The sequence below is a fragment of the Enterobacter sp. 6722112 genome (assembly GCF_058661685.1).
The window spans coordinates 58,593-81,443 of record NZ_JBZWGR010000004.1; the positions used below are offsets into that span (position 1 = coordinate 58,593).

Sequence of the window (22,851 nt, forward strand, 5' to 3'; positions counted from 1 at the left end):
GCCACGTTATGAACAGACATTAAATGACAATTTATGAGATATCATTTACAAATTCATTAAAAATATAGACCAAATCATGAATCAAATAAAAACGGATTTTTAATATAGTCTTCCACTTTTAAAGTGCTACTTAATTCCCTTCCAGGGACTCCTGCTATAACAGAGTTATCAGAAATATTTTTCACAATAACGGAACCAGCCCCAATAATAACATTGCTTTTTATATCAACACCTTCAACAATACATACATTAGGTGACACATAAACACTATCAGCTAACCTTGCAGCATTCTTCTTTACAGAACCAATAGTTGTGAACTGACAAAAATTACAATTATCACCAATAACTGCTGTCCCATTAATCACCACATACCCATGTGGAATAAATAGGCCATAACCAATCTTAACCGAAGATGAAATTTGTATTCCTGTTTTTTTACTTAAACCTGACTTTATGAATTTTGCAATAGTTGATAGAAAAACACTTTTAGATTTGGACAATCTATACCAGAAAATATATCTAAAGAAGCAATTTTTAAAATATAGCTTTGTTAAGGACTTTAAATCTTTTCTCCCTATATACCGATAAGCATCACTAACTATATACTTTCTTATTTCATTAAAATTCATCATTTAACATCTTTTTGTAAACACTACGAGGACTATAGGAAGCAATAACATGATCATCTATTTCAACAAAAGGACTAGATAAGAAAACTTCTAAATCATTATTGTTGATTTCATCCCCATCATTAATAACCATAATATTGTCAGGGTTATAAAATTCTTCGCTTTTAATATAAATATTATTTGTAATTAATTTTTTCTTAGCCACCTGAGCCTCAAGAGCTCTCATAGTCAACCCGCTTTGTCCTTGCTGAACAATATCTATTATTATTCTTGACCTAAGAATTCGCTTCAAATGTTCGTTGTAACTAACATACTCATAAGTTTTATTTTTCTTATGAAGCCTCAGTACCTTATGTAAAACATTTGGCCTCTGTTTTATATCTATTAAGCATCGATAACTTCCAATTTTAGTTGACAAGCCATCAAGTATATTCCTTCGTCCTTTATCTAAACCGAGAAAGTAAAAATCATATTCTACTTTTTCTTTATATACATTATTGATTAAAAAATCATAGCCAGAGCAATATTGATTATAGAACTTCAATCCAAACTTTAAGCAGTTATCATAATCGAAAGAAAAAATATCAAAGTTACGTTCCGACAGTAACTTTAAAACAGAAGTGTCCTTTATGATGTTTCTCAAAACAACAGCTATATTTTTAAACTTTTCATTTTCATCAAATATAATTAATAAATTGAGGCTAATTAAATTATCATCACAAATTAGGTAATCAGCGTTTATACCTTTCAGTTTTAACCTATAGTATATAAAAAGTAATTTATTAAACACTTTTGGTGATATATTTTTTACGCGAAGCAATATACTTCTTAGAGAATCAGGTAATTTCACATGATATACAGTATATTCATCTCTTAGTGCATTTATATCGAGCATTGAATAATCTGTAGTATACCCAATAACTATTAACTTTTTTTTCATTAAGCCTTTCCTGTTAAAACTGCATCCCATAAGCTCAAATCTATATTACGATATAAAAGAGGTATTATATACAAAACTATAGATACACTATAAATTAATATATTTATTAAAGTTAGTTGAAATCTTACATTACAAATCAAGAATAGTATTAATAATTGAGCCACTTGTAAGTAACGACTCGCAGCTATTACAGTTGGGTATACAAAGCCTATTGACATTGCAACTAATGAAAGCGCCACTATACATAATTTTTTATTAAAGGGATCCTCGTTGTCATTAAACATAGATAATAGAAGTACTGAAAATAAAGTTAAAATACAAGGAGCAAGAGCAAAAATGGTTCCTGAATTGTTGATATATGCATCAGTGTTTTTGAAAAGCGAAAGTACCGGCTTTGACAAGAAAGCTATTATCATTAAACATATAAAACTAAACGGAGATGTTGTCTTTATTATCTTTTCTGAAATAGATAAAGAAAGAATTATTGGTAGCAACATGGAAATATGAGAAAAAATAGAAAACAAACCAAAAAGTAACGCCATCCATTTATTTTCTTCCGATATGTATTTCATACATATTAAAAGAAACATTAATCCTAACAATGCCCTTATTGCAGCAAAGTCTAAACTAGGTGACAAAAATAATATATACAGTATTGTAAATGTAATAACTCGGTGTATTTTTTTAATAAAAAATAGCTTTGCGAAAAAAGCGATAGATGCGATAACTAAGAAAACATTAACTATTTCTTGATCGTTATTAGGAGATATAGTATGTACAATAAGACCAAAGATTGGATCTTTTGCAATTAATAACTGTTCTTGCAAAGTATTTTCAGTCATAATATGATTTATCATTAACACATATTGTTCATAATCAAACCCCCCTCCCCTGTACCCCGAATAAAGAGCTAGCATAAAGAACATGATTAATGATAAAAATATATTTACTGTTTTCATTTGATATTCACTATATATTTTTTAAATATATACTCTTTAACGCCCATCACATTAAAAAACACCAAAAGGGAAGAGTAAACAAAAACCCCAACTCCAACTTTCAACAGCAAGCTAATAATTTTACTATCAACAACAATACCACTGACAATATAAAACATAATTAATGCTGATACGACAATGCTACAAGTGTCGTTTATTTTAATTGGCGGTAGTTTGTAAACTAAACTGCCAATAAAAATACATCCAACTAGATATGTAGCATATGAAAACAATGAAGCATACGCAGCACCTATAATACCAAACATTGGAATTAAGACGTAGTTTAAAATGATACAAGTTAAGGCTGAAATAATAACCGCTAAACTTTGCATTCCAGTTTTCTCTGAAAGATGAAATGCATAATCAAAATAAGCCGATTTTAGAGCAGAAAGAAACAATGCACCCAATATTATCGGAAGAAGTTGAATAACATACTCATAGTACTGCATATCAATAAAAAGATATGTAACTTCTGACCTTACCGATATAAGACCTAACGCTACAGGAATAGTGACACCGATAACAATTAAAAAAACATCTTGAAGTTTTTTATTTGCTAATTCTTTGCTTTTAGAAAAAGCATCTATGACTATAGGGTATGTCGCTAAGTTTAAAATACCGCATATTGTGATCAATAATAATTGAGCCAAATCATAAGTTACAGAAAAATAACCGACGTAAATCTCACCCATCAACTCATTTAAAATAAATTTCCCTGATGAATTTATAATAAATATCATCAAAAATGTTAGTGTAAGAGGTAGTCCATAACGTAATATTCGTTTTAAAAGGTTTAAATCCAAATATTGTACATTAGTGTTTTTCCATATTTTATAATTATTCATAACACTAATTATCTGACTAAGAACAAGTGTAACAATAATAGCGCGACCATCATAACCCAAATATAAGCCAACTCCACCAAGTAGCACTGCAAGTATATTTTTAGCACCTAATGAAATAGTATATGATTTTGGGTCAAACAATGAATTATTCAACTTTTGGTTCAATTCAAACCAAGCGATAGTTATTGCTAAAACACCAACATAGTTTACAAAAAAGGAATAGTCACTAATATAAGATAAGCCTAAATTCGCTATCAGTAGAAAAATAGATATAACAACAAAAGAAACAAGTATTGTTGTTATCATTTTTTTCTTGTCTTGTTCATCTTTAATCGCAGGAATATATCTACCTACAGATACATTCAACCACTGAAAGAATATTAAACTAAGTCCTACACTTATCGACAAGGATAATGAATATAAACCATATTCTTCAGGTGAAAGATACTTAGTGAATAATGATATAGATAAAACGGTGGTTATAGCTGGGATAATTTTAGAGACAAAATATTTGGAAATGTATTCAAACATAAGTTTACCTAAAACTTGGGAGCATCGATAAAACTCAGTCCATTTTTATCTTTTTCTGATAAATGAACAGCAGATGATAAAGGCCAATCAATCCCAATTTCGCTATCATTCCAAATAATCGAATACTCAGCTGCTGGATTATAGTAATCAGTGCATTTATAGGTAAACTCAGCTTCGTCACTAGTAACATAAAAACCATGGGCAAACCCTTCTGGTACCCAGAGTTGGCGTTTATTTTCCGCCGAAAGGTAAACACCAACCCATTGTCCAAATGTCCGGGAATCTTTACGAATATCAACAGCCACATCAAATACCTCACCCGATATAACACGAACCAACTTACCTTGCGTGTTTTCTGTTTGGTAATGTAAGCCGCGTAAAATCCCTTTCTTAGACTTGGAATGGTTATCCTGTACAAAAGTGGTAGGATTTCCAGTCACTAATTCTTCAAATTTCTTCTGTTGCCAGGTTTCCATAAAAAAGCCACGCTCATCACCAAATACAGTGGGCTCAATGATTTTGACGTCCGGAATTTTTGTATCAATAACTTTCATAATTTACTACTTATAAGCTTGAATATTTTCTAATGCAGCGTTCCAGTCACTTGGCATAATACCGAACTGATTTTCTATATTTCTGCAATCGAGTCGTGAGTTTGCTGGGCGTTTAGCCGGTGTTGGGTAAGCAGAAGTTGGGATAGACGATAGTTTAGGCTGTTTATTCAATACACCTTTACTTTCTGCCAGATCAAATATTTTAGCTGCAAAGTCATACCAACTCGCATAAGGCATTCCAGAGAAATGATACGTGCCCCATTTTGGCTGCTGCCCTTGCTCAATGAACTCAATCATTGCAATGAGTGCATCTGCTATATCACCCGCATAAGTAGGCCCACCAAATTGGTCTCCCACAATGCTTAACTCATCACGCGTCTGAGCAAGACGAAGCATGGTTTTTACAAAATTATTTCCGTGCTCACCAAATACCCAAGCGGTTCGTAAAATAAGATGCTTAGGGCAACTCTGTGTAACTGCTAATTCACCAGCTAACTTACTTTTACCGTAAACACCTTGAGGCGCTGTTAGGTCGGTCTCTAAATATGGTTTCTCACCTTCCCCATCAAACACGTAATCTGTTGAGATGTGCAATATCACTGCATCAGCTTTTTGCGCCGCTTCAGCTAAATATTGTGGACCATCTCGGTTGATTGCATTGGAAAGTTCTACTTCCTCTTCCGCACGGTCAACCGCCGTATGCGCCGCCGCATTAATGATATAGTCAGGCCTAAAATCAGAAACTATCTTAATAACCGCTTGTTTATCAGTAATATCTAACCCTTCGTGATCAAGTTCTAAGATATCCGCTTTATTTTTCAAACGCTCAGTAAGACAATGTCCTACCTGGCCATTGCATCCGGTGATAAGAACTCTCATTATATTCCTTAACTACTTGATCAAAGAGTTTAAATACTGGCCATAACCATTCTTTAACATTGGCTGTGCCAGAGACTCTAATTCAGAGTCACTCAACCAATTATTTCGCCATGAGATCTCTTCTAAGCAGGCAACTTTTAGGCCTTGAACATTTTCAAGAGTCTGAACAAATGATGAGGCTTCATGTAGGCTACTGTGAGTACCAGTATCTAACCAGGCAAAGCCTCGACCAAGTAATTCAACATTAAGTGAGCCATCGTTTAAGTACATTTCATTTAATGTTGTAATTTCTAACTCTCCGCGGGCGGACGGCTTAACTTGCTTTGCCAGCTCAACCACTCGGTTATCGTAAAAATATAACCCTGTAACCGCATAATTAGATTTAGGAACAGCTGGTTTTTCTTCAATTGATATCGCTTTCATATTTTCGTCAAACTCGACGACACCAAAGCGTTCTGGATCTTTCACCTGGTAGCCAAATACTGTCGCTAGCCCTTGTGAAGTCAACTCTCGGGCACGGTGCAATTGTTGACCAAACGACTGGCCATAGAAAATATTATCACCTAATACTAAACAGACTGAGTCATCACCGATGAACTCTTCACCAATAATGAAAGCCTGAGCCAAACCGTCTGGGCTCGGTTGGACCGCGTATTGCAGATTAATCCCAAAGTCGCTGCCATCACCTAGCAGACGTTTAAAGCTGTCCTTATCTTCTGGAGTCGTAATAATTAGAATGTCTTTAATACCGGCCAACATTAATGTTGAAAGCGGGTAATAAATCATCGGCTTATCGTAAACCGGTAATAACTGCTTCGACACACCACGGGTAATTGGGTACAAGCGAGTACCTGAACCACCGGCTAAAATAATCCCTTTCATTCTTGTTCTCCCGACCCCAAACGCTCACGACTGTATGAACCATCTAGTACGCGGCTCCACCACTCTTTATTATTTAGGTACCATTCGACGGTTTTACGAATACCCGACTCGAAAGTCTCTTCCGGTTTCCAACCTAATTCACGTTCGATTTTTTTAGCGTTAATTGCATAGCGAACATCATGTCCAGGTCGGTCGGTTACGTAGGTGATGAGATCTTGGTATTGCACCACACCTTCCGGTTTGGTTGGGACTAGCTCTTCCAATAGTGAACAAATCGTCTTCACGACTTCAATGTTCGCTTTTTCGTTATGACCACCGATGTTGTAAGTTTCACCTACTTCGCCTTCCGTGGCGACTTTGTAAAGTGCACGGGCATGATCTTCGACAAATAACCAGTCACGAATTTGCATACCATCGCCATAAACAGGCAAGGCTTTCCCATCCAATGCATTTAGAATCATTAGAGGGATCAGTTTTTCTGGGAAGTGGAAAGGACCGTAGTTATTTGAACAGTTCGTCACGAGGGTTGGTAATCCATAGGTGCGTTGCCATGCACGAACTAAATGGTCACTCGACGCTTTCGATGCAGAATAAGGAGAGGAAGGAGCATAAGAAGTGGTTTCGGTAAACAGGTCGTCCGTTCCTTCTAAGTCTCCGTAAACTTCGTCAGTGGAGATATGGTGGAAGCGAAATGCTGATTTACGATTAACGCCAAGCTTATTCCAATATGCTCTGGCGGACTCTAGAAGGGTATAAGTGCCGACAATATTCGTTTCGATAAACGCAGCAGGGCCATCGATAGAACGGTCAACATGAGATTCTGCGGCCAAATGCATGACAGCGCCTGGCTGGTGTTTTTCAAACACCGCATCAAGCGCATTTCGATCACAAATATCGACTTGCTCAAATGCATAACGTTCGCTGTTTTCTACTGAAACTAATGACTCTAAATTGCCTGCATAAGTTAATTTATCAACGTTAATAACACTGTCTGACGTATTATTAATGATGTGTCTGACCACTGCAGATCCTATAAAACCTGCACCACCGGTTATTAAAATTTTCATGTTGTCTCTTAGTTATTTTATTTAAAAGCCTGAACAATTACGAAGATTTCCCATTCGAAAATTGTTTTTATTCACTATTCCATCTCAGACTCTAGCCAAGTCTGAGACGGTTTTATTCGTTTTGAGACAGTCAGTTTTCACTAACTATCTGTAATTTATTGATTTAGCCTATTTTGGCTACCCTGCCCCAATAGGCCCCTTTTTTTTCTTCTTCTGTATTTTCTCAGCTCTCGCTTTTGTATGAATAGTTGTAGTAACCGTAACCGTAATAACTCAATGCTTTCTTCTCGGTCGCGTTCAGAATCACACCTTTAACTTCAATGCCCGATTGCTCAAAACGGTTTCGAGCAACATCAATTTCTTTCACGGTATTCATACCAAAGCGTGCCACCATCAGTGTTGTGCCAGCCAATGCACCCACAATACTTGGGTCAGTCACCGCAAGTACTGGCGGCGTGTCGACAATCACCAAATCGTAGAGTTCACTCGCCCATTCCATTAACTCTTTAAAGCGCGGATGCATGAGTAATTCAGATGGATTTGGCGGCACTTGACCACGCGTCATGATGTCTAGATTGTCAACTTGAGTAGTCTTAATTGCCTCATTTAAACCTATCTTGCCACATAAAAAATCAGATAAACCATTTTCCCATGCCAAACCAAAGGGTTGGTGCAGGTTACCTTTACGCATGTCGGCATCGATCAACAGTACTTTTTGCCCTGTTTTGGCCGCAACGGCCGAGAAGTTCGTCGACACAAAGGATTTACCAATCCCTGGCGCCGGGCCAGAGATCATCAACACATTATTCTTCGCTTCCATCATGGCAAAGTGAAGGCTCGTGCGTAAACCACGTAACGCTTCGACGGAAAGGTCTGCGGGGTTGGATTCAGCAAGCAATGTTAGTTCTTGATTCTGTTTGCGATGGCGCTTGAGTTTGTTAGACAGCTCAAGCTGTAGGTTCGATTTGGGCACACTGGCATAAACAGAAAGGCCAATTTGTTCGATGTCATCGGGGTTTTCCACACCGCGATGTAACGCGGCTTTCACTAAAACAAAGGCTACACTCAGCATGCCGCCAAGTAGCGTCGCGAGTACTACAATTAACGCTTTTTTAGGTTTCACGGGGGCCGCGTATGCTTCCGCACGATCCAATATCCGCACATTGCCCACGGTGCCCGCCACGGAAAAATCATGAACATTCCCGTAAATAAAGGCTTCCCAGAACCTTCAAAAGGTACTCCGGATCCATCGCGCACATCGCTCTTTTGTGTTTAATACTCGCTTTTAGTGTCGTTTCACTTTTTAGCATGTTTAAACACATCTGTCTGATCCTTGCGAAATTCTCTGCTCGTTCTTCCGCTCGTTTACGGCAAGCATCTTCACCAAATGCAGTATCCAACATCCAATGCATCGACTCGACTAACCAGTGCGAGCGTGAAGCATTTAACAATTCTTTAGCACTGAGCGCTTTCGAACTAATATAATATCGCACCGTTACTTCTGACTCTTGGGCCACTGCTGATTCTTGTCTAATCGATACCACAATTCCCATCGTTTTTAGCCCTGGCCAATCAAACTCAAGATCGCCCAAAACACTTAAATCTTCATTCACTAAAGCCAGTCGTGTTTCCTGTCTGCCTCGCGATTTTTCTTGGGTACTGTAAGAATCACCATCATGTTTTTGCAGCATGCTCATATCAAAATAGTTATCAAAAGCTTGCTCAAGTCGGCCTTGATTTCCTTTCACGGCCAGCAAGTAATCAGCGTTTTTTTCAAGGATCTTTTGCGCGATTTTCTTTTGGCATCCCATCGCATCAATTGTGACTAAACAACCCGATATATCAAGCAGTTGAAGCAACTCAGGGATAGCGGTTATCTCATTGGACTTCTCGTAAACTTTATGTTGTCCAAGGCACACGCCATTCTCTGTCGCAAACGCATTAACCATATGGATAGCACCAAGCCCACGGGAATCATCATAAGAGCCACGCACGGTTTTACCGTCTATGGCGATCACTTCACCGTCCGTCAGTTCACAGCAGGATTTCATCCATTCGATAAAACACTTTTGTAAGCGTGTCGCGCTAATCATTCCCATCACTCTTGCAATGGTAATGGCAGAGGGAACACCATGACTAAAATCACCAAAGCGTTTGAGAAAATCTAACCATCTAGTGCCGTAAAGATGGATAGCTTTCCAGTCATCTTGACCGGAAAGCACCGCGCAAATTGTTAACAAAATGATATCAGTTAACTTGTGCTCGACTTTACCTTGTTGGCGATAATCTGGGATGGCATCGAAATACATAAATGGGTGCTGGTTACTCATCGTTGGACCTCCAATTTGTCTATGGAGGTATTAGAAAACACTGAAAATGATCTACAAATCGATCATCGGATAATTGATTGTTGTGTGATAGCGCTAACTCATAAAGTTCAAAATTTGAGAACCTGCTACACTACGAAGCCTGTAAATACGGGCATGTTCATGAATTTTCCCTGCTTCCGTGAGGCTGTGTTTGACATTTGGCAGATTATCTTTCAGAAACGCTAAGCTTTTTTCAGCCTCTGCTGACTTGCGCTCAACATTTTGTAGAAAATAGTTTTGCGCAATGTCATTCAGTATTCCTGTAATTTCACCTCTGTTTTCACCGGTAAAACTGAGTTCCAAAATACCGGTTTGCTTGCCTCGTTCACTCACAGATAAGTTTTGCTTCAACCAATCTATGGCATCAAGAGGACTGCGTTTGCGAATCGAAAATTCAAAACCGTCTTTCGCGTTCAAATCCGTGACAAATAATTCAACTCCATCCTTTTTCACCAGTTCTCCCGCTTGCCCTTCAAGAACCAACTTGTCATTACGAAGTAGTTGATAAGATTGAGCACCGCTATCGAGCACCAAGATAGAAAAACGATCGTCTTCGACTTGGCGAGGAATAGTAAAACGACTCACGTTCACAACATTGCGTTCACCTGTTAAACGCGCAAGCCCCTTTCCCAGCACTGGGATATATTCAGGAGTTACGACGGTAGTTAGGGAAGGTGCGAACAAGTTCCTGATATGAGATCATCATATTCATCCGGAGCGCATCCCAGAGGGACATCATGAGCCATCAACTCACCTTCGCCGATAGTGAATTCAGCACTAAGCGCCGTCAGACCCGAAGTTTGCGGGAAAAAAATCGGCCCAGATCCGCGAAATTTTAATCAGCGAGTCAGCTTGGGAAGAAATGACCTGCTTATTCGCACCTTCCCTAAGGATTTTTCTCGCCGAATATCATTACACCAACGAACGAAACACAATGAAAACTCATCTGGATCAATCAAACCCACTATTCGCGCCAAAGTATCGTGACTAGGCACACCAGAAGAGTAGTCACTAAACTTACGAAACCAGGTTAAATTTTCCTCACCAAAGCCTTCGATTTCATCCCAAGTCTTCATTCCGCACAGCATCGCTGTCACCACCTGGAATATCACTTCAAAGAAATTATAGGTCGATTTTCTTGTCTGACGAGTATCACTCAATATGCTAAAATGCTCTTTAAATTCGCTGTAATCCATATTCGTCTTATCCTGCTTTATCTTTAACAGTATAAGATCACGCCAAGATCGCTAATTCAATCTATTTCTGAAAATTTTATCCCGAAATTCGATTAAAAGGTGCGTCAATAACATGCGCGGACCGTGATCCCTTGAAGAATCTGTTTAGCAAAGCTACCGCCCTACGTTGTACACGCATGATCGGAGCGAATTAATATTCTGTTTTTATGTGGCAGAGATTATGCTCGGATGGTGTATGGATATCAACCACAAAAGCGGCATGAAGTGCTGAAATTAATCAACCCATCTATCAACAATAATTAAGGAAGGTGCGAACAAGTCCCTGATATGAGATCATGTTTGTCATCTGGAGCCATGGAACAGGGTTCATCATGAGTCATCAACTTACCTTCGCCGACAGTGAATTCAGCAGTAAGCGCCGTCAGACCAGAAAAGAGATTTTCTTGTCCCGCATGGAGCAGATTCTGCCATGGCAAAACATGGTGGAAGTCATCGAGCCGTTTTACCCCAAGGCGGGTAATGGCCGGCGACCTTATCCGCTGAAACCATGCTACGCATTCACTGCATGCAGCATTGGTACAACCTGAGCGATGGCGCGATGGAAGATGCTCTGTACGAAATCGCCTCCATGCGTCTGTTTGCCCGGTTATCCCTGGATAGCGCCTTGCCGGACCGCACCACCATCATGAATTTCCGCCACCTGCTGGAGCAGCATCAACTGGCCCGCCAATTGTTCAAGACCATCAATCGCTGGCTGGCCGAAGCAGGCGTCATGATGACTCAAGGCACCTTGGTCGATGCCACCATCATTGAGGCACCCAGCTCGACCAAGAACAAAGAGCAGCAACGCGATCCGGAGATGCATCAGACCAAGAAAGGCAATCAGTGGCACTTTGGCATGAAGGCCCACATTGGTGTCGATGCCAAGAGTGGCCTGACCCACAGCCTGGTCACCACCGCGGCCAACGAGCATGACCTCAATCAGCTGGGTAATCTGCTGCATGGAGAGGAGCAATTTGTCTCAGCCGATGCCGGCTACCAAGGGGCGCCACAGCGCGAGGAGCTGGCCGAGGTGGATGTGGACTGGCTGATCGCCGAGCGCCCCGGCAAGGTAAGAACCTTGAAACAGCATCCACGCAAGAACAAAACGGCCATCAACATCGAATACATGAAAGCCAGCATCCGTGCCAGGGTGGAGCACCCGTTTCGCATCATCAAGCGACAGTTCGGCTTCGTGAAAGCCAGATACAAGGGGTTGCTGAAAAACGATAACCAACTGGCGATGTTATTCACGCTGGCCAACCTGTTTCGGGCGGACCAAATGATACGTCAGTGGGAGAGATCTCACTAAAAACTGGGGATAACGCCTTAAATGGCGAAGAAACGGTCTAAATAGGCTGATTCAAGGCATTTACGGGAGAAAAAATCGGCTCAAACATGAAGAAATGAAATGACTGAGTCAGCCGAGAAGAATTTCCCCGCTTATTCGCACCTTCCTTAAGCCAATGTTAAGGAACAATATGGGTAGCAAAATCGCAGGTGTGGTTTTCTTATACTTCGCTGTCTGGGGAATGGCTTCAGTGATTGAATTGCAGTACTGGCGTAACGCTGATACCTATCCTGTCTGGCTGACAAAACATCTCCGGATCTCTCCTGAAAATAACGACAAGAGCCTGATAAGGATAGAAATGGAAACCTTTGACAAGGTATGTGGTGATAAAAGGGGCCTCCTTGCCGTCACCCAAAAACAAAACGGTATGTTTATGCGCTGTGATGATTCCCCCGGTTTTTTTTCATGGTTCAGTGGCGTTTACAAAGTCAATTAATCAGATAACGTGTTGCACTTTCAATATGTTACCCACATGGTTATCCCCCGTTACTGTGGGTAATCAATATATTGTGTCTCTGGCAGCTGCTTTTCCTACCATATGTTGTCCCTGCCCGTTCTATTTTGTGATCGGACAGTGTGAAAAACGACATCACAGTGGAGACGCTGCTGACGGGATGATGTTCATCCAGGGTCGTAAGATCGGCCGATACTGGTTACCCGCCGGACGAAGGGCCGGCCAACGCGCAGCGTCGGTAGCTGGCTTTAAAAATGCTGGCGGAAATTTAAAGATGAAGCCGCATACTCTGCGAAATTTTGCAAATTTCACTCAACATGCTTCGTTCAGATCCCAACAGAGCTTTCACCATCGCCTGTAACAGCCGTCCTGCTGCGTGATAACTCCGCTCAACGGGTTGCTGGCGACAAGCCAATACCTGTTCGTGACAGGCATTGATTGAACCGTTGTCCCTAACTAATAATGTGCCGACGATGCAGGTGGGGCCGTGGTCCCAGGGAGATAACCTGACCGGCGATACAGGTGGGACCGTGGTCCCAGACAGATAACCTGACCGGCGATACAGGTGGGACCGTGGTCCCAGGCAGATAACCTGACCGACGAAGCAGGTGGGACCGTGGTCCCAGGCAGATAAGCTGACAGACGATGCAGGTGGGACCGTGGTCCCAGGCAGATAACCTGACTGGCGATACAGGTGGGACCGTGGTCCCAGGCAGATAAGCTGACAGACGATGCAGGTGGGACCGTGGTCCCAGGCAGATAACCTGACCGGCGATACAGGTGGGACCGTGGTCCCAGGCAGATAAGCTGACAGACGATGCAGGTGGGACCGTGGTCCCAGGCAGATAACCTGACCGGCGATACAGGTGGGACCGTGGTCCCAGGCAGATAAGCTGACCGGCGATACAGATGGGACCGTGGTCCCAGGCAGAAAAGCTGACCGGCGATGCAGGTGGGACCGTGGTCCCAGGCAGATAACCTGACCGGCGATACAGGTGGGACCGTGGTCCCAGGCAGATAAGCTGACCGACGACGCAGGTGGGACCGTGGTCCCAGGGAGATAACCTGAGCGGCGATACAGATGGGACCGTGGTCCCAGAGAGAATATTCAGGCCAGTTATGTTTTCTGGCCTGTGAGAAAGGAAATGAAGTAAAGGGAGATCACCGTAGACTAAAGCGTGTCCGCATCAGACTCCTGGTTTCTCAAGCTCCTTAAGAATGGCTTCTATTTTCTCTATACACTCCGCAGGAATGCGGGACCTATCCAGGTTAAGCACCATTTTATCGCCCTTATACAATGCTGTTGCCCCTGGAGCAAACTGATGACGTGAGCTCAGATTAACTCTTGATGCGGGAGATTGTTTCAGTACGGATGTTAAAAGACTAATGACCTCTTCAGCTTCAAAGATTAGTCCCGCTTTCTTCTGATCGTGGAGAGTCTCAGCCTGCTGCTTCAGTAATTCTTCTTTATCTGCAAAAGCCTTCTGAAGGGCTTCACCTGACCGGGCAGACAGTTCTCCAGGATGTGCAAACAGGGCAACAACGGATTTAGGCAATTTGGCCGTATTGATACAGCGGGTAATGATCTTACGAGAGATGTTTTCCGCATCGGCAAGCGCAGAAATATTTCCTGCAAACTCATTCTGCAGCCGGCTTGTATAACGCAGGCCACGTTCATAAGCACTCGTCGGCCGATAATCGTTACCCAGTCGGGACAATGCAGCCATCTGCTCATCGTCCAGTTCACCAACCAGAACGCGATAATCACTTTCCGTCAGGATTGCGGCTTTACGGCGACGGCTGCCGTCGGCAATTTCTATGACATCAGAAACCCGGCGGCCGAAAGCTGGAGTCTGCTGACCGGTCAGTAAAAATGAAGGAATGAGATCATCCAGAGCATCTTCGGTAAGTAGTTCCTGATCGCGCTCATTGCCTGACCATACGCGTGAAGCGCTCTCAACAGAGTCTCCCCGGAGCACCTCAAGGGTAAATTTCACTTCCCGTCCACATACCGGAAGAGAGATTGCATTACCGCGGGCCATAGCACCCACGCGCGCAATTAATGAATCCACCATCGGCGCGGCCGGCGCCGGTGATGAAGTATCTTCAGTCGATTGAGTATATGTGGTATGTCTTGGAATGACAGGAGCACGCTTCATTATCTAATCTCCCAGCGTGGTTTAATCAGACGATCAAAAATCTCATTGCAAACAGGCTCCCAGATAGAGAGGGCATTACGCCAGGCACCGGTTGAAGAACGTTGATCAATAGCCTGTTCAAAAACGGTTCTCATACGGATCTGACCTTTACCGACTTCATCCGTTTCGCGCACAACATTTTTAAGGACCATGCTTCCCCAGGCATCCCGAATTTGTTCTTCCATCCACGGGGACTGTGAGCCATTATTATTACTGTATTTGGTAAGCAGAATACGGACATCTGGCTCGAAGCCTTTAAGATCCACGTTCTTAAGCAGGTCACGAAGCATATCGAAAAACTGCAGTGCGGAGGTGTAGTCGAACAGCTCTGCCGGAGTAGGGACAATCAGAACATCAGCAGCGCATACAACATTTATCGTACCGATACCAAGGTTGGGTGCACTGTCGATAACTATCACGTCATAATCATGAGCGACAGTTTCAATGGCCAGACGGAGCATCAGGTGCGGGTCAGCAGGTAATTTGCCTTCGTCAAATTTCCCCATCAGCTCGGTTTCAATGCGGTGCAGTGCCAGACAGGACGGGATGATATCAAGGCCAGGCCAGCAGGTGGGCTTTATAGCGTAGCTGGCGTCATCCTTTTCCCCAAGATAAAAGGGCAGGAGAGTGTCCTCAGCATGAATATGAAGATCGGGCACCCATCCGTGATACATAGAAGCAGTTCCCTGTGGGTCATTGCCTTCAACAAGCAGAACACGGAGTCCTTTCAGAGCAAGATCCTGAGCCAGGTGAACGGATACTGAGGTTTTGTAAACACCACCTTTGTGAGCTGCAACGCCAATCACCGGCGGAAACGCATCTTCAGCACGGCGCAGTCGTGTACCAAATACATCCCGCATGTGATTGATTTGTTCGATGGTATAACCAACGCGTTGCTCAACTCTCCCACGGGTTTCCATATCAGGGTGCGGCAGCCGGCCAGCTTTCTCGGCATCCCTGATAGCCTGAGATGACACGCCAACTAAATCTGCCGCTTCACCAATCCTCCAGCGCCGGGTTATTTTCCGGGCTTCCGGACTGTCATCATTAAACTGTGCAATGGCGATTGCTTTCGTCATTTCATGACCAACACTTATGCACTGGTTGAGTGTATCCATGAGTCCCATACTGAACATCCTTTAATCATCACTTTGCATTATTTTATTAAATCTTGGAATTTATTGCAAAGCAACAATAAAATCGCAAAGCACACGAAAAAGTGCAAAGTGAACCACATTGGGTAATGAAAGAACGCAGGGGATTACAAAAGAGTACATACCGCAGTCAATATTAATCACTGCCGCTCGCCGCAGTAAGCGATCTCACACAGTGAGAAAGCGGCGAGGAAGCGGAAAATCACAGAACTCACAGATTGCACGTACGTCGGGTTGCTAAAGATGACTCGGGATCAGCCAGTTATAATGAAATTGACTGCGGTATGTAATATATTGACTATGGTATGATGCTTACCGCATCTGTAGGAAAGACGACTCAGCATACCGCAGTCAATGTTTCATTGTTGTACCTGTAGATTTCAATCTTCCAGAGCGTATTCAGGAAAATCAGGCCAGGGTTCTGGATATCTGGTGTGGCGCTTCCGGCCTTGTATCTGGGTTATTCATGGTCTCGATCCAATAATTGATCCCAAGGAGATCATAGTGAGATCCAAAAGAGATCCCCGGATCGCTCCAGCATGCGCTGTAACTGGCTTTAACGTCTGTCTGGATCGACTGCGGAATGTAAAATGTTGACTGTTATATGCATAATCTAATACTGTGATATGCAACGGTATTTACTGAGGTATGTATATCCGTTGACTGCGATACGTATTACTACATCCTTTTGTGGATAACCGTTGAGGATCAAGATGACGAGCGAAAATAATAGCTTACTTCTGAACCTTCAGGAAGTTGATAAGACAACCGGTGAAGTTGTTAAGCTGGATGTCAACAGCACCAGTACCGTGCAGCCAGTAGCGCTCATGAGACTCGGTCTCTTCGTCCCAACTCTGAAATCAACAGGGAAGAGCAAGGCGAACCAGAAAAACGTTACAGACGCGACTGAGGAGCTTGTACAGCTGGCCATTGCCAAAAGCGAAGGATACACTGACGTTAAGATCACCGGTTCGCGTCTTGATATGGACACGGATTTTAAAGTCTGGCTGGGGATAATTCGCTCCATGTCGGAGTATGGGGTAAAAAGTGACACCCTGGAACTGTCGTTCGTCGAATTCGTTAAGATGTGCGGATTTGATTCCCGTCGTTCAAACAAAAAAATGCGCGATCGCATCAGTAATTCCCTGTTTAAACTCGCCTCGGTTACGCTGAAGTTCCAGAGCGAGACCAAAGGATGGACCACCCATCTGGTGCAGTCAGCCTATTATGACATCAACGAGGATATCGTTGAGATCAAGGCTGAACCTAAGCTGTTTGAGCTTTACCACATGGACAGAAGGGTACTGCTGCGGCTGAAAGCCATTGACGCCCTGCAGCGCAAGGAATCAGCCCAGGCGCTTTATACCTACATCGAAAGTCTTCCCCAGAATCCTGCACCTATTTCCATGAAACGGATGCGTGGCCGGCTGAATCTCACCTCAAATGTCTATACGCAGAACCACACGGTGCGTAAGGCGATGGAGCAGCTGCGGGATATTGGTTATCTGGATTACACCGAGTTTAAACGTGGCCGAGCCACCTATTTCAGCGTGCATTATCGCAACCCCAAACTCATCAGTAGTCCTGTGAAGGTTCCGCGCAAAGAGGAAGAAGAGAAGGCGCCAGAGCAAAATTATGACGAAGTCATTAAGGCGCTGAAGGCTGCTGGCATCGATCCTCTTAAACTGGCTGAAGCCCTCTCAGCGATGAAGCCAGAAAATTGACTGCGATATGCATATCATGACTGCCGTATGCCGCTAAGGACATTCCATTGACTGTGATATGCATCACGCATACCGCAGTCAATATTTATTCTCTATCATGTCTGCCCGGATCGAACAATATTGACTGTCATATGTGATTTCGGGTCATGATACGCAGATATTGACTACGGAATGCGGGTTTAATGGGGGTAATCCCTGGTCTGTTCACCATTCCATGGGGGATAACATGCCACAGTCAATTTTTCAGTAACGCTCTATATCCCTTACGAAAATCTCAATCGGGTGCTGAGACGGTCATGTTACCTGACGGTATCCGTTCCCCTGTGTACTGCAGGTTTAGCCCGGCAGGATGAGACTGCAGCTGTCTGTATAACCCGGCGCCAGCTTCACACTGTTAAATGCGATCAGGAAACGGGAGCCGAATGGCAGAAAGGTGTTGGCTAGAGATGGTGAATGACTTTCGCCGTTAACGGGATGATTTGCTGAGCTTCCAGGAAAAAACGCACCGTGGGATGCACGGGCAGAATGCCTGCATTTTGCCCTGTCTTGACTGCGGTATGTTGATGCCAGCAGAATTGCAGGTCACCGGGTAAGGGGTCCGCTTGGAAAACGGAATCTATGGTCACTCCCGTTTTTGCAACACCGATTTTGACGATAAATTGGCTTGCTTGAATCTATCCGGCGTCTGAATGGGATTTTATTCCCGCGCCTCGATGAGTTCCGCGCCTGATGAACCTCCAGAAAATATACGGCTTCAATGAGCCTTTCCGTTTTACAGGTTCCTCAACAGGCCGGTGGGCCGTTAGGGAAGGTGCGAATAAGCGGGGAAATTCTTCTCGGCTGACTCAGTCATTTCATTTCTTCATGTTTGAGCCGATTTTTTCTCCCGTAAATGCCTTGAATCAGCCTATTTAGACCGTTTCTTCGCCATTTAAGGCGTTATCCCCAGTTTTTAGTGAGATCTCTCCCACTGACGTATCATTTGGTCCGCCCGAAACAGGTTGGCCAGGGTGAATAACATCGCCAGTTGGTTATCGTTTTTCAGCAACCCCTTGTATCTGGCTTTCACGAAGCCGAACTGTCGCTTGATGATGCGAAACGGGTGCTCCACCCTGGCACGGATGCTGGCTTTCATATATTCGATGTTGATGGCCGTTTTGTTCTTGCGTGGATGCTGTTTCAAGGTTCTTACCTTGCCGGGGCGCTCGGCGATCAGCCAGTCCACATCCACCTCGGCCAGCTCCTCGCGCTGTGGCGCCCCTTGGTAGCCGGCATCGGCTGAGACAAATTGCTCCTCTCCATGCAGCAGATTACCCAGCTGATTGAGGTCATGCTCGTTGGCCGCGGTGGTGACCAGGCTGTGGGTCAGGCCACTCTTGGCATCGACACCAATGTGGGCCTTCATGCCAAAGTGCCACTGATTGCCTTTCTTGGTCTGATGCATCTCCGGATCGCGTTGCTGCTCTTTGTTCTTGGTCGAGCTGGGTGCCTCAATGATGGTGGCATCGACCAAGGTGCCTTGAGTCATCATGACGCCTGCTTCGGCCAGCCAGCGATTGATGGTCTTGAACAATTGGCGGGCCAGTTGATGCTGCTCCAGCAGGTGGCGGAAATTCATGATGGTGGTGCGGTCAGGCAAGGCGCTATCCAGGGATAACCGGGCAAACAGACGCATGGAGGCGATTTCGTACAGAGCATCTTCCATCGCGCCATCGCTCAGGTTGTACCAATGCTGCATGCAGTGAATGCGTAGCATGGTTTCCAGCGGATAAGGTCGCCGGCCATTGCCCGCCTTGGGGTAAAACGGCTCGATGACTTCCACCATGTTTTGCCATGGCAGAATCTGCTCCATGCGGGACAAGAAAATCTCTTTTCTGGTCTGACGGCGCTTACTGCTGAATTCACTGTCGGCGAAGGTAAGTTGATGACTCATGATGAACCCTGTTCCATGGCTCCAGATGACAAACATGATCTCATATCAGGGACTTGTTCGCACCTTCCCTTACACTCATGATTAACCCTCTTCAATTTTATTTTGCTGAGAAATGTAGTTATAAAGTTTCATAGCCGTAAAGATGAGATTAGCAAAATCAGGATGCCACATAACACATCACATGATTTATGCCCGCCAGTGACTAAATATTTCTCAACGAGGTGCTGTATAATAAAGGATATTCCGGAACTGAGCGCATTCAGTCTTTCTGAATAATTAAACGTGAATAGACAGTAGCTTTACCCGGATCCATCTGGGAAGTCGATGCCATTTGATCGCTTACTTGCACAATTTTCCAGCCTTGTTTTGCCAGTTCAGGAAGAGTACCTTTGACGCCTCCCCCGCAGGTGAAAACGGTACTGTCATTAATATCTTGCCGACCGCTTGCCAAAGCACTGACTTCAGGCGAACCACAAAAATGCGCTTCTCCGGCAACAACCGATGCGCTCATACTCAGTAAGGCCGTAACAATTAATGTCTTTTTCATTTTCCTCTTCTTTGTGATGGTTAACTCCGCCAGAAAAATTAATCTTAATGCATGATCTATTTATAAGTCCAGACGCTATATTAATTTGGAAATCGTAAGTCTGAGTCTCCATAAGCTGGATTGTGTCAGGTTTGGCTTAAATCCATTTTTAGCCAACTGATGTTCCGTTGGTTTGACAAGTTTAAAGCCAGCTTCTGTGAGACATGTCACCTTTTCAGCGCAGGGTAAGGACCCTGTCATTTCAGTCAGCATAAAAGAGGCACTGTTGCAAATAGTCGGTGGTGATAAACTTATCATCCCCTTTTGCTGATGGAGCTGCACATGAACCCATTCAAAGGCCGGCATTTTCAGCGTGACATCATTCTGTGGGCCGTACGCTGGTACTGCAAATACGGCATCAGTTACCGTGAGCTGCAGGAGATGCTGGCTGAACGCGGAGTGAATGTCGATCACTCCACGATTTACCGCTGGGTTCAGCGTTATGCGCCTGAAATGGAAAAACGGCTGCGCTGGTACTGGCGTAACCCTTCCGATCTTTGCCCGTGGCACATGGATGAAACCTACGTGAAGGTCAATGGCCGCTGGGCGTATCTGTACCGGGCCGTCGACAGCCGGGGCCGCACTGTCGATTTTTATCTCTCCTCCCGTCGTAACAGCAAAGCTGCATACCGGTTTCTGGGTAAAATCCTCAACAACGTGAAGAAGTGGCAGATCCCGCGATTCATCAACACGGATAAAGCGGCCGCCTATGGTCGCGCGCTTGCTCTGCTCAAACGCGAAGGCCGGTGCCCGTCTGACGTTGAACACCGACAGATTAAGTACCGGAACAACGTGATTGAATGCGATCATGGCAAACTGAAACGGATAATCGGCGCCACGCTGGGATTTAAATCCATGAAGACGGCTTACGCCACCATCAAAGGTATTGAGGTGATGCGTGCACTACGCAAAGGCCAGGCCTCAGCATTTTATTATGGTGATCCCCTGGGCGAAATGCGCCTGGTAAGCAGAGTTTTTGAAATGTAAGGCCTTTGAATAAGACAAAAGGCTGCCTCATCGCTAACTTTGCAACAGTGCCTTCGCGCCGCTATGGTGACCTCAAGCAGGTACTGGTGCCGATGATCGCGGCGCAGGAAAATGCAAAACTGGCCGTGCCTTCCAACCCACAGGATTGGCTGGCAGACAGAAAGGCGCGACTCACGATCGCTCTTAAGCGGCTGGCCCGGGCTGCCCGTAACGGCACTATTCCGCACGGTAGCATAGAAGATGGAACGTTGCGGATCGACAGGTTGACAGCAGACGTGCCGGATGGTGCCGAGGCACTCATACTGGATCTGTATCGCCGAATGCCGTCCGTTCGGATTACCGACATGCTGCTTGAAGTTGATGCAGCCCTTGGTTTCACAGATGCGTTTACCCATCTGAGAACCGGGGCTCCATGTCGCGACCGGATCGGTCTGCTCAACGTCCTGCTCGCTGAAGGGCTCAATCTGGGCCTGCGTAAGATGGCGGAAGCTACAAACACGCATGATTACTGGCAGCTCTCACGCCTTGCCCGCTGGCATGTTGAAAGCGAAGCCATGAACCAGGCATTGGCAATTGTGGTGGCCGCGCAGGGTAAACTGCCGATGTCACGCGTCTGGGGGATGGGCACGTCAGCATCGAGCGATGGTCAGTTTTTCCCGACAGCGCGGCATGGCGAAGCCATGAACATGGTCAATGCCAAATATGGTTCTGTTCCCGGCCTCAAAGCGTATACTCACGTAAGCGACCAGTTCGCGCCATTCGCTTGTCAGTCGATCCCGGCGACCGTGAGCGAGGCACCGTATATTCTCGATGGACTACTGATGAACGAGGTCGGTCGCCATGTTCGCGAACAGTATGCCGATACAGCAGGATTCACCGACCATTTGTTCGGAGCCAGTAGCCTGCTCGGCTACAATCTCGTTCTGCGAATCAGGGATCTGCCATCGAAGCGGTTGTACGTATTTAATCCCGATACGACCCCCAGGGAGTTACGCAAGTTGGTAGGTGGAAAAGCCCGGGAGGATCTTATCGTTGCGAACTGGCCTGATATTTTCCGTTGTGCCGCGACGATGACCGCTGGCAAAATCAGGCCCAGCCAACTCCTGCGCAAGCTCGCTTCTTACCCACGACAAAACAACCTTGCAGTTGCGCTTCGTGAAGTTGGTCGTATTGAACGGACCCTTTTCATTATTGAGTGGATCCTGGATACGGACATGCAGCGGCGTGCTCAGATCGGTCTTAACAAGGGAGAGGCCCACCATGCGCTCAAAAATGCGCTCCGTATCGGGAGGCAGGGGGAAATTCGCGATCGCACGACAGAGGGGCAGCACTACCGAATCGCTGGGCTCAATTTATTGACTGCGGTGATCATTTACTGGAATACCGTCCATCTTGGTCATGCCGTCACGGAGCGGCGGAACGAAGGGTTGGATGTTCCCCCTGAATTTCTTCCCCACATATCCCCATTGGGCTGGGCGCACATTCTACTGACTGGCGAATATCTTTGGCCCAAGGAACCGAAAGCTTAGGGTGTC

20 protein-coding genes and 1 pseudogene are annotated in these 22,851 nt (G+C 44.5%); 5 read left to right on the forward strand and 16 right to left on the reverse strand.

Annotation, left to right across the window (positions count from 1 at the left end):
* Window positions 1-74 precede the first annotated feature (74 nt).
* From AC4OVU_RS00720 to AC4OVU_RS00775, 12 genes are all read right to left on the reverse strand, one after another.
* Entirely contained in the window at window positions 75-632 is a 558-nt protein-coding gene (locus AC4OVU_RS00720) for a serine O-acetyltransferase (protein ID WP_491928579.1), read from the reverse strand.
* A complete protein-coding gene (locus AC4OVU_RS00725) occupies window positions 619-1,569 on the reverse strand; it encodes a WaaS/CpsH family glycosyltransferase (RefSeq protein WP_159197268.1) in 951 nt (316 codons plus the stop codon). Before AC4OVU_RS00725 ends, AC4OVU_RS00720 begins: the two co-directional genes overlap by 14 nt.
* Window positions 1,569-2,528 (reverse strand): EpsG family protein, encoded by a 960-nt coding sequence (locus AC4OVU_RS00730; RefSeq protein ID WP_159197269.1) that lies wholly within the window; start codon window positions 2,526-2,528, stop codon window positions 1,569-1,571. The genes AC4OVU_RS00725 and AC4OVU_RS00730 overlap by 1 nt, the downstream gene beginning before the upstream one ends.
* Window positions 2,525-3,943 (reverse strand): oligosaccharide flippase family protein, encoded by a 1,419-nt coding sequence (locus AC4OVU_RS00735; protein WP_159197270.1) that lies wholly within the window; start codon window positions 3,941-3,943, stop codon window positions 2,525-2,527. The genes AC4OVU_RS00730 and AC4OVU_RS00735 overlap by 4 nt, the downstream gene beginning before the upstream one ends.
* Window positions 3,944-3,951: 8 nt before the next feature.
* Window positions 3,952-4,497 carry a dTDP-4-dehydrorhamnose 3,5-epimerase gene (rfbC, locus tag AC4OVU_RS00740; RefSeq protein WP_159197271.1) on the reverse strand — a complete coding sequence of 182 codons (546 nt, stop codon included), beginning with the start codon at window positions 4,495-4,497 and terminating at the stop codon, window positions 3,952-3,954.
* 6 nt (window positions 4,498-4,503) lie between these two features.
* Window positions 4,504-5,376 (reverse strand): dTDP-4-dehydrorhamnose reductase, encoded by an 873-nt coding sequence (rfbD, locus tag AC4OVU_RS00745; protein WP_491928580.1) that lies wholly within the window; start codon window positions 5,374-5,376, stop codon window positions 4,504-4,506.
* 12 nt (window positions 5,377-5,388) lie between these two features.
* Window positions 5,389-6,258, reverse strand: coding sequence for a glucose-1-phosphate thymidylyltransferase RfbA (rfbA, locus tag AC4OVU_RS00750; protein ID WP_159197273.1), 870 nt, complete (start codon window positions 6,256-6,258; stop codon window positions 5,389-5,391).
* Window positions 6,255-7,325 carry a dTDP-glucose 4,6-dehydratase gene (gene rfbB, locus AC4OVU_RS00755; RefSeq protein WP_159197274.1) on the reverse strand — a complete coding sequence of 357 codons (1,071 nt, stop codon included), beginning with the start codon at window positions 7,323-7,325 and terminating at the stop codon, window positions 6,255-6,257. The genes rfbA and rfbB overlap by 4 nt, the downstream gene beginning before the upstream one ends.
* A 223-nt stretch (window positions 7,326-7,548) precedes the next feature.
* Entirely contained in the window at window positions 7,549-8,508 is a 960-nt protein-coding gene (locus tag AC4OVU_RS00760) for a polysaccharide biosynthesis tyrosine autokinase (RefSeq protein ID WP_252404820.1), read from the reverse strand.
* Window positions 8,509-8,515: 7 nt separating this feature from the next.
* On the reverse strand, window positions 8,516-9,655 hold the full coding sequence (locus AC4OVU_RS00765) for an ISAs1 family transposase (RefSeq protein ID WP_491928581.1): 1,140 nt from the start codon (window positions 9,653-9,655) through the stop codon (window positions 8,516-8,518).
* A gap of 93 nt (window positions 9,656-9,748) precedes the next feature.
* Window positions 9,749-10,378 carry a hypothetical protein gene (locus tag AC4OVU_RS00770; RefSeq protein WP_491928582.1) on the reverse strand — a complete coding sequence of 210 codons (630 nt, stop codon included), beginning with the start codon at window positions 10,376-10,378 and terminating at the stop codon, window positions 9,749-9,751.
* A 155-nt stretch (window positions 10,379-10,533) separates the two neighbouring features.
* A complete protein-coding gene (locus AC4OVU_RS00775) occupies window positions 10,534-10,890 on the reverse strand; it encodes an ISAs1 family transposase (protein WP_491928583.1) in 357 nt (118 codons plus the stop codon).
* A gap of 371 nt (window positions 10,891-11,261) precedes the next feature.
* Here AC4OVU_RS00775 and AC4OVU_RS00780 point away from each other — a divergent pair.
* Both AC4OVU_RS00780 and AC4OVU_RS00785 read left to right on the forward strand, forming a co-directional pair.
* A protein-coding gene (locus tag AC4OVU_RS00780; protein ID WP_252256598.1) for an IS5-like element IS5 family transposase occupies window positions 11,262-12,241 on the forward strand; the annotation gives its coding sequence in 2 pieces (ribosomal slippage) (window positions 11,262-11,433 and window positions 11,433-12,241; 981 coding nt in all).
* A gap of 169 nt (window positions 12,242-12,410) precedes the next feature.
* Entirely contained in the window at window positions 12,411-12,716 is a 306-nt protein-coding gene (locus AC4OVU_RS00785) for a hypothetical protein (RefSeq protein ID WP_000534920.1), read from the forward strand.
* A gap of 1,205 nt (window positions 12,717-13,921) precedes the next feature.
* On the opposite strand, the gene AC4OVU_RS00790 is transcribed toward AC4OVU_RS00785, so the two are convergent.
* Window positions 13,922-14,893: a ParB/RepB/Spo0J family plasmid partition protein gene (locus AC4OVU_RS00790; RefSeq protein WP_097502826.1), complete on the reverse strand. Its 972-nt coding sequence runs from the start codon at window positions 14,891-14,893 to the stop codon at window positions 13,922-13,924.
* Complete coding sequence (sopA, locus tag AC4OVU_RS00795; RefSeq protein ID WP_491928584.1) at window positions 14,893-16,059, reverse strand: plasmid-partitioning protein SopA; 1,167 nt, start codon at window positions 16,057-16,059, stop codon at window positions 14,893-14,895. Before sopA ends, AC4OVU_RS00790 begins: the two co-directional genes overlap by 1 nt.
* Before the next feature lie 740 nt (window positions 16,060-16,799).
* Here sopA and AC4OVU_RS00800 point away from each other — a divergent pair.
* Entirely contained in the window at window positions 16,800-17,810 is a 1,011-nt protein-coding gene (locus tag AC4OVU_RS00800; RefSeq protein ID WP_097502825.1) for a RepB family plasmid replication initiator protein, read from the forward strand.
* A 952-nt stretch (window positions 17,811-18,762) separates the two neighbouring features.
* On the opposite strand, the gene AC4OVU_RS00805 is transcribed toward AC4OVU_RS00800, so the two are convergent.
* Window positions 18,763-19,743 (reverse strand): IS5-like element IS5 family transposase, encoded by a 981-nt coding sequence (locus tag AC4OVU_RS00805; protein ID WP_000019403.1) that lies wholly within the window; start codon window positions 19,741-19,743, stop codon window positions 18,763-18,765.
* Between the two features lie 259 nt (window positions 19,744-20,002).
* A complete protein-coding gene (locus tag AC4OVU_RS00810; RefSeq protein ID WP_491928585.1) occupies window positions 20,003-20,290 on the reverse strand; it encodes a hypothetical protein in 288 nt (95 codons plus the stop codon).
* Between the two features lie 321 nt (window positions 20,291-20,611).
* On the opposite strand from AC4OVU_RS00810, the gene AC4OVU_RS00815 reads away from it, so the two are divergent.
* Together AC4OVU_RS00815 and AC4OVU_RS00820 are read left to right on the forward strand one after the other, a co-directional pair.
* On the forward strand, window positions 20,612-21,316 hold the full coding sequence (locus AC4OVU_RS00815) for an IS6-like element IS26 family transposase (RefSeq protein WP_197377785.1): 705 nt from the start codon (window positions 20,612-20,614) through the stop codon (window positions 21,314-21,316).
* Between the two features lie 53 nt (window positions 21,317-21,369).
* Window positions 21,370-22,845 (forward strand): annotated as a pseudogene (locus AC4OVU_RS00820) (Tn3-like element Tn5403 family transposase); the annotation flags it as partial.
* Window positions 22,846-22,851 lie beyond the last annotated feature (6 nt).

Bases quoted from the DNA above. Each gene is read 5' to 3' on its own strand.
- AC4OVU_RS00720 (WP_491928579.1), bottom strand. From the start codon at position 632: ATGATGAATTTTAATGAAATAAGAAAGTATATAGTTAGTGATGCTTAT.
- AC4OVU_RS00725 (WP_159197268.1), bottom strand. From the start codon at position 1,569: ATGAAAAAAAAGTTAATAGTTATTGGGTATACTACAGATTATTCAATG.
- AC4OVU_RS00730 (WP_159197269.1), bottom strand. From the start codon at position 2,528: ATGAAAACAGTAAATATATTTTTATCATTAATCATGTTCTTTATGCTA.
- AC4OVU_RS00735 (WP_159197270.1), bottom strand. From the start codon at position 3,943: ATGTTTGAATACATTTCCAAATATTTTGTCTCTAAAATTATCCCAGCT.
- rfbC (WP_159197271.1), bottom strand. From the start codon at position 4,497: ATGAAAGTTATTGATACAAAAATTCCGGACGTCAAAATCATTGAGCCC.
- rfbD (WP_491928580.1), bottom strand. From the start codon at position 5,376: ATGAGAGTTCTTATCACCGGATGCAATGGCCAGGTAGGACATTGTCTT.
- rfbA (WP_159197273.1), bottom strand. From the start codon at position 6,258: ATGAAAGGGATTATTTTAGCCGGTGGTTCAGGTACTCGCTTGTACCCA.
- rfbB (WP_159197274.1), bottom strand. From the start codon at position 7,325: ATGAAAATTTTAATAACCGGTGGTGCAGGTTTTATAGGATCTGCAGTG.
- AC4OVU_RS00765 (WP_491928581.1), bottom strand. From the start codon at position 9,655: ATGAGTAACCAGCACCCATTTATGTATTTCGATGCCATCCCAGATTAT.
- AC4OVU_RS00775 (WP_491928583.1), bottom strand. From the start codon at position 10,890: ATGGATTACAGCGAATTTAAAGAGCATTTTAGCATATTGAGTGATACT.
- AC4OVU_RS00785 (WP_000534920.1), top strand. From the start codon at position 12,411: ATGGGTAGCAAAATCGCAGGTGTGGTTTTCTTATACTTCGCTGTCTGG.
- AC4OVU_RS00790 (WP_097502826.1), bottom strand. From the start codon at position 14,893: ATGAAGCGTGCTCCTGTCATTCCAAGACATACCACATATACTCAATCG.
- sopA (WP_491928584.1), bottom strand. From the start codon at position 16,059: ATGGGACTCATGGATACACTCAACCAGTGCATAAGTGTTGGTCATGAA.
- AC4OVU_RS00800 (WP_097502825.1), top strand. From the start codon at position 16,800: ATGACGAGCGAAAATAATAGCTTACTTCTGAACCTTCAGGAAGTTGAT.
- AC4OVU_RS00805 (WP_000019403.1), bottom strand. From the start codon at position 19,743: ATGAGTCATCAACTTACCTTCGCCGACAGTGAATTCAGCAGTAAGCGC.
- AC4OVU_RS00810 (WP_491928585.1), bottom strand. From the start codon at position 20,290: ATGAAAAAGACATTAATTGTTACGGCCTTACTGAGTATGAGCGCATCG.
- AC4OVU_RS00815 (WP_197377785.1), top strand. From the start codon at position 20,612: ATGAACCCATTCAAAGGCCGGCATTTTCAGCGTGACATCATTCTGTGG.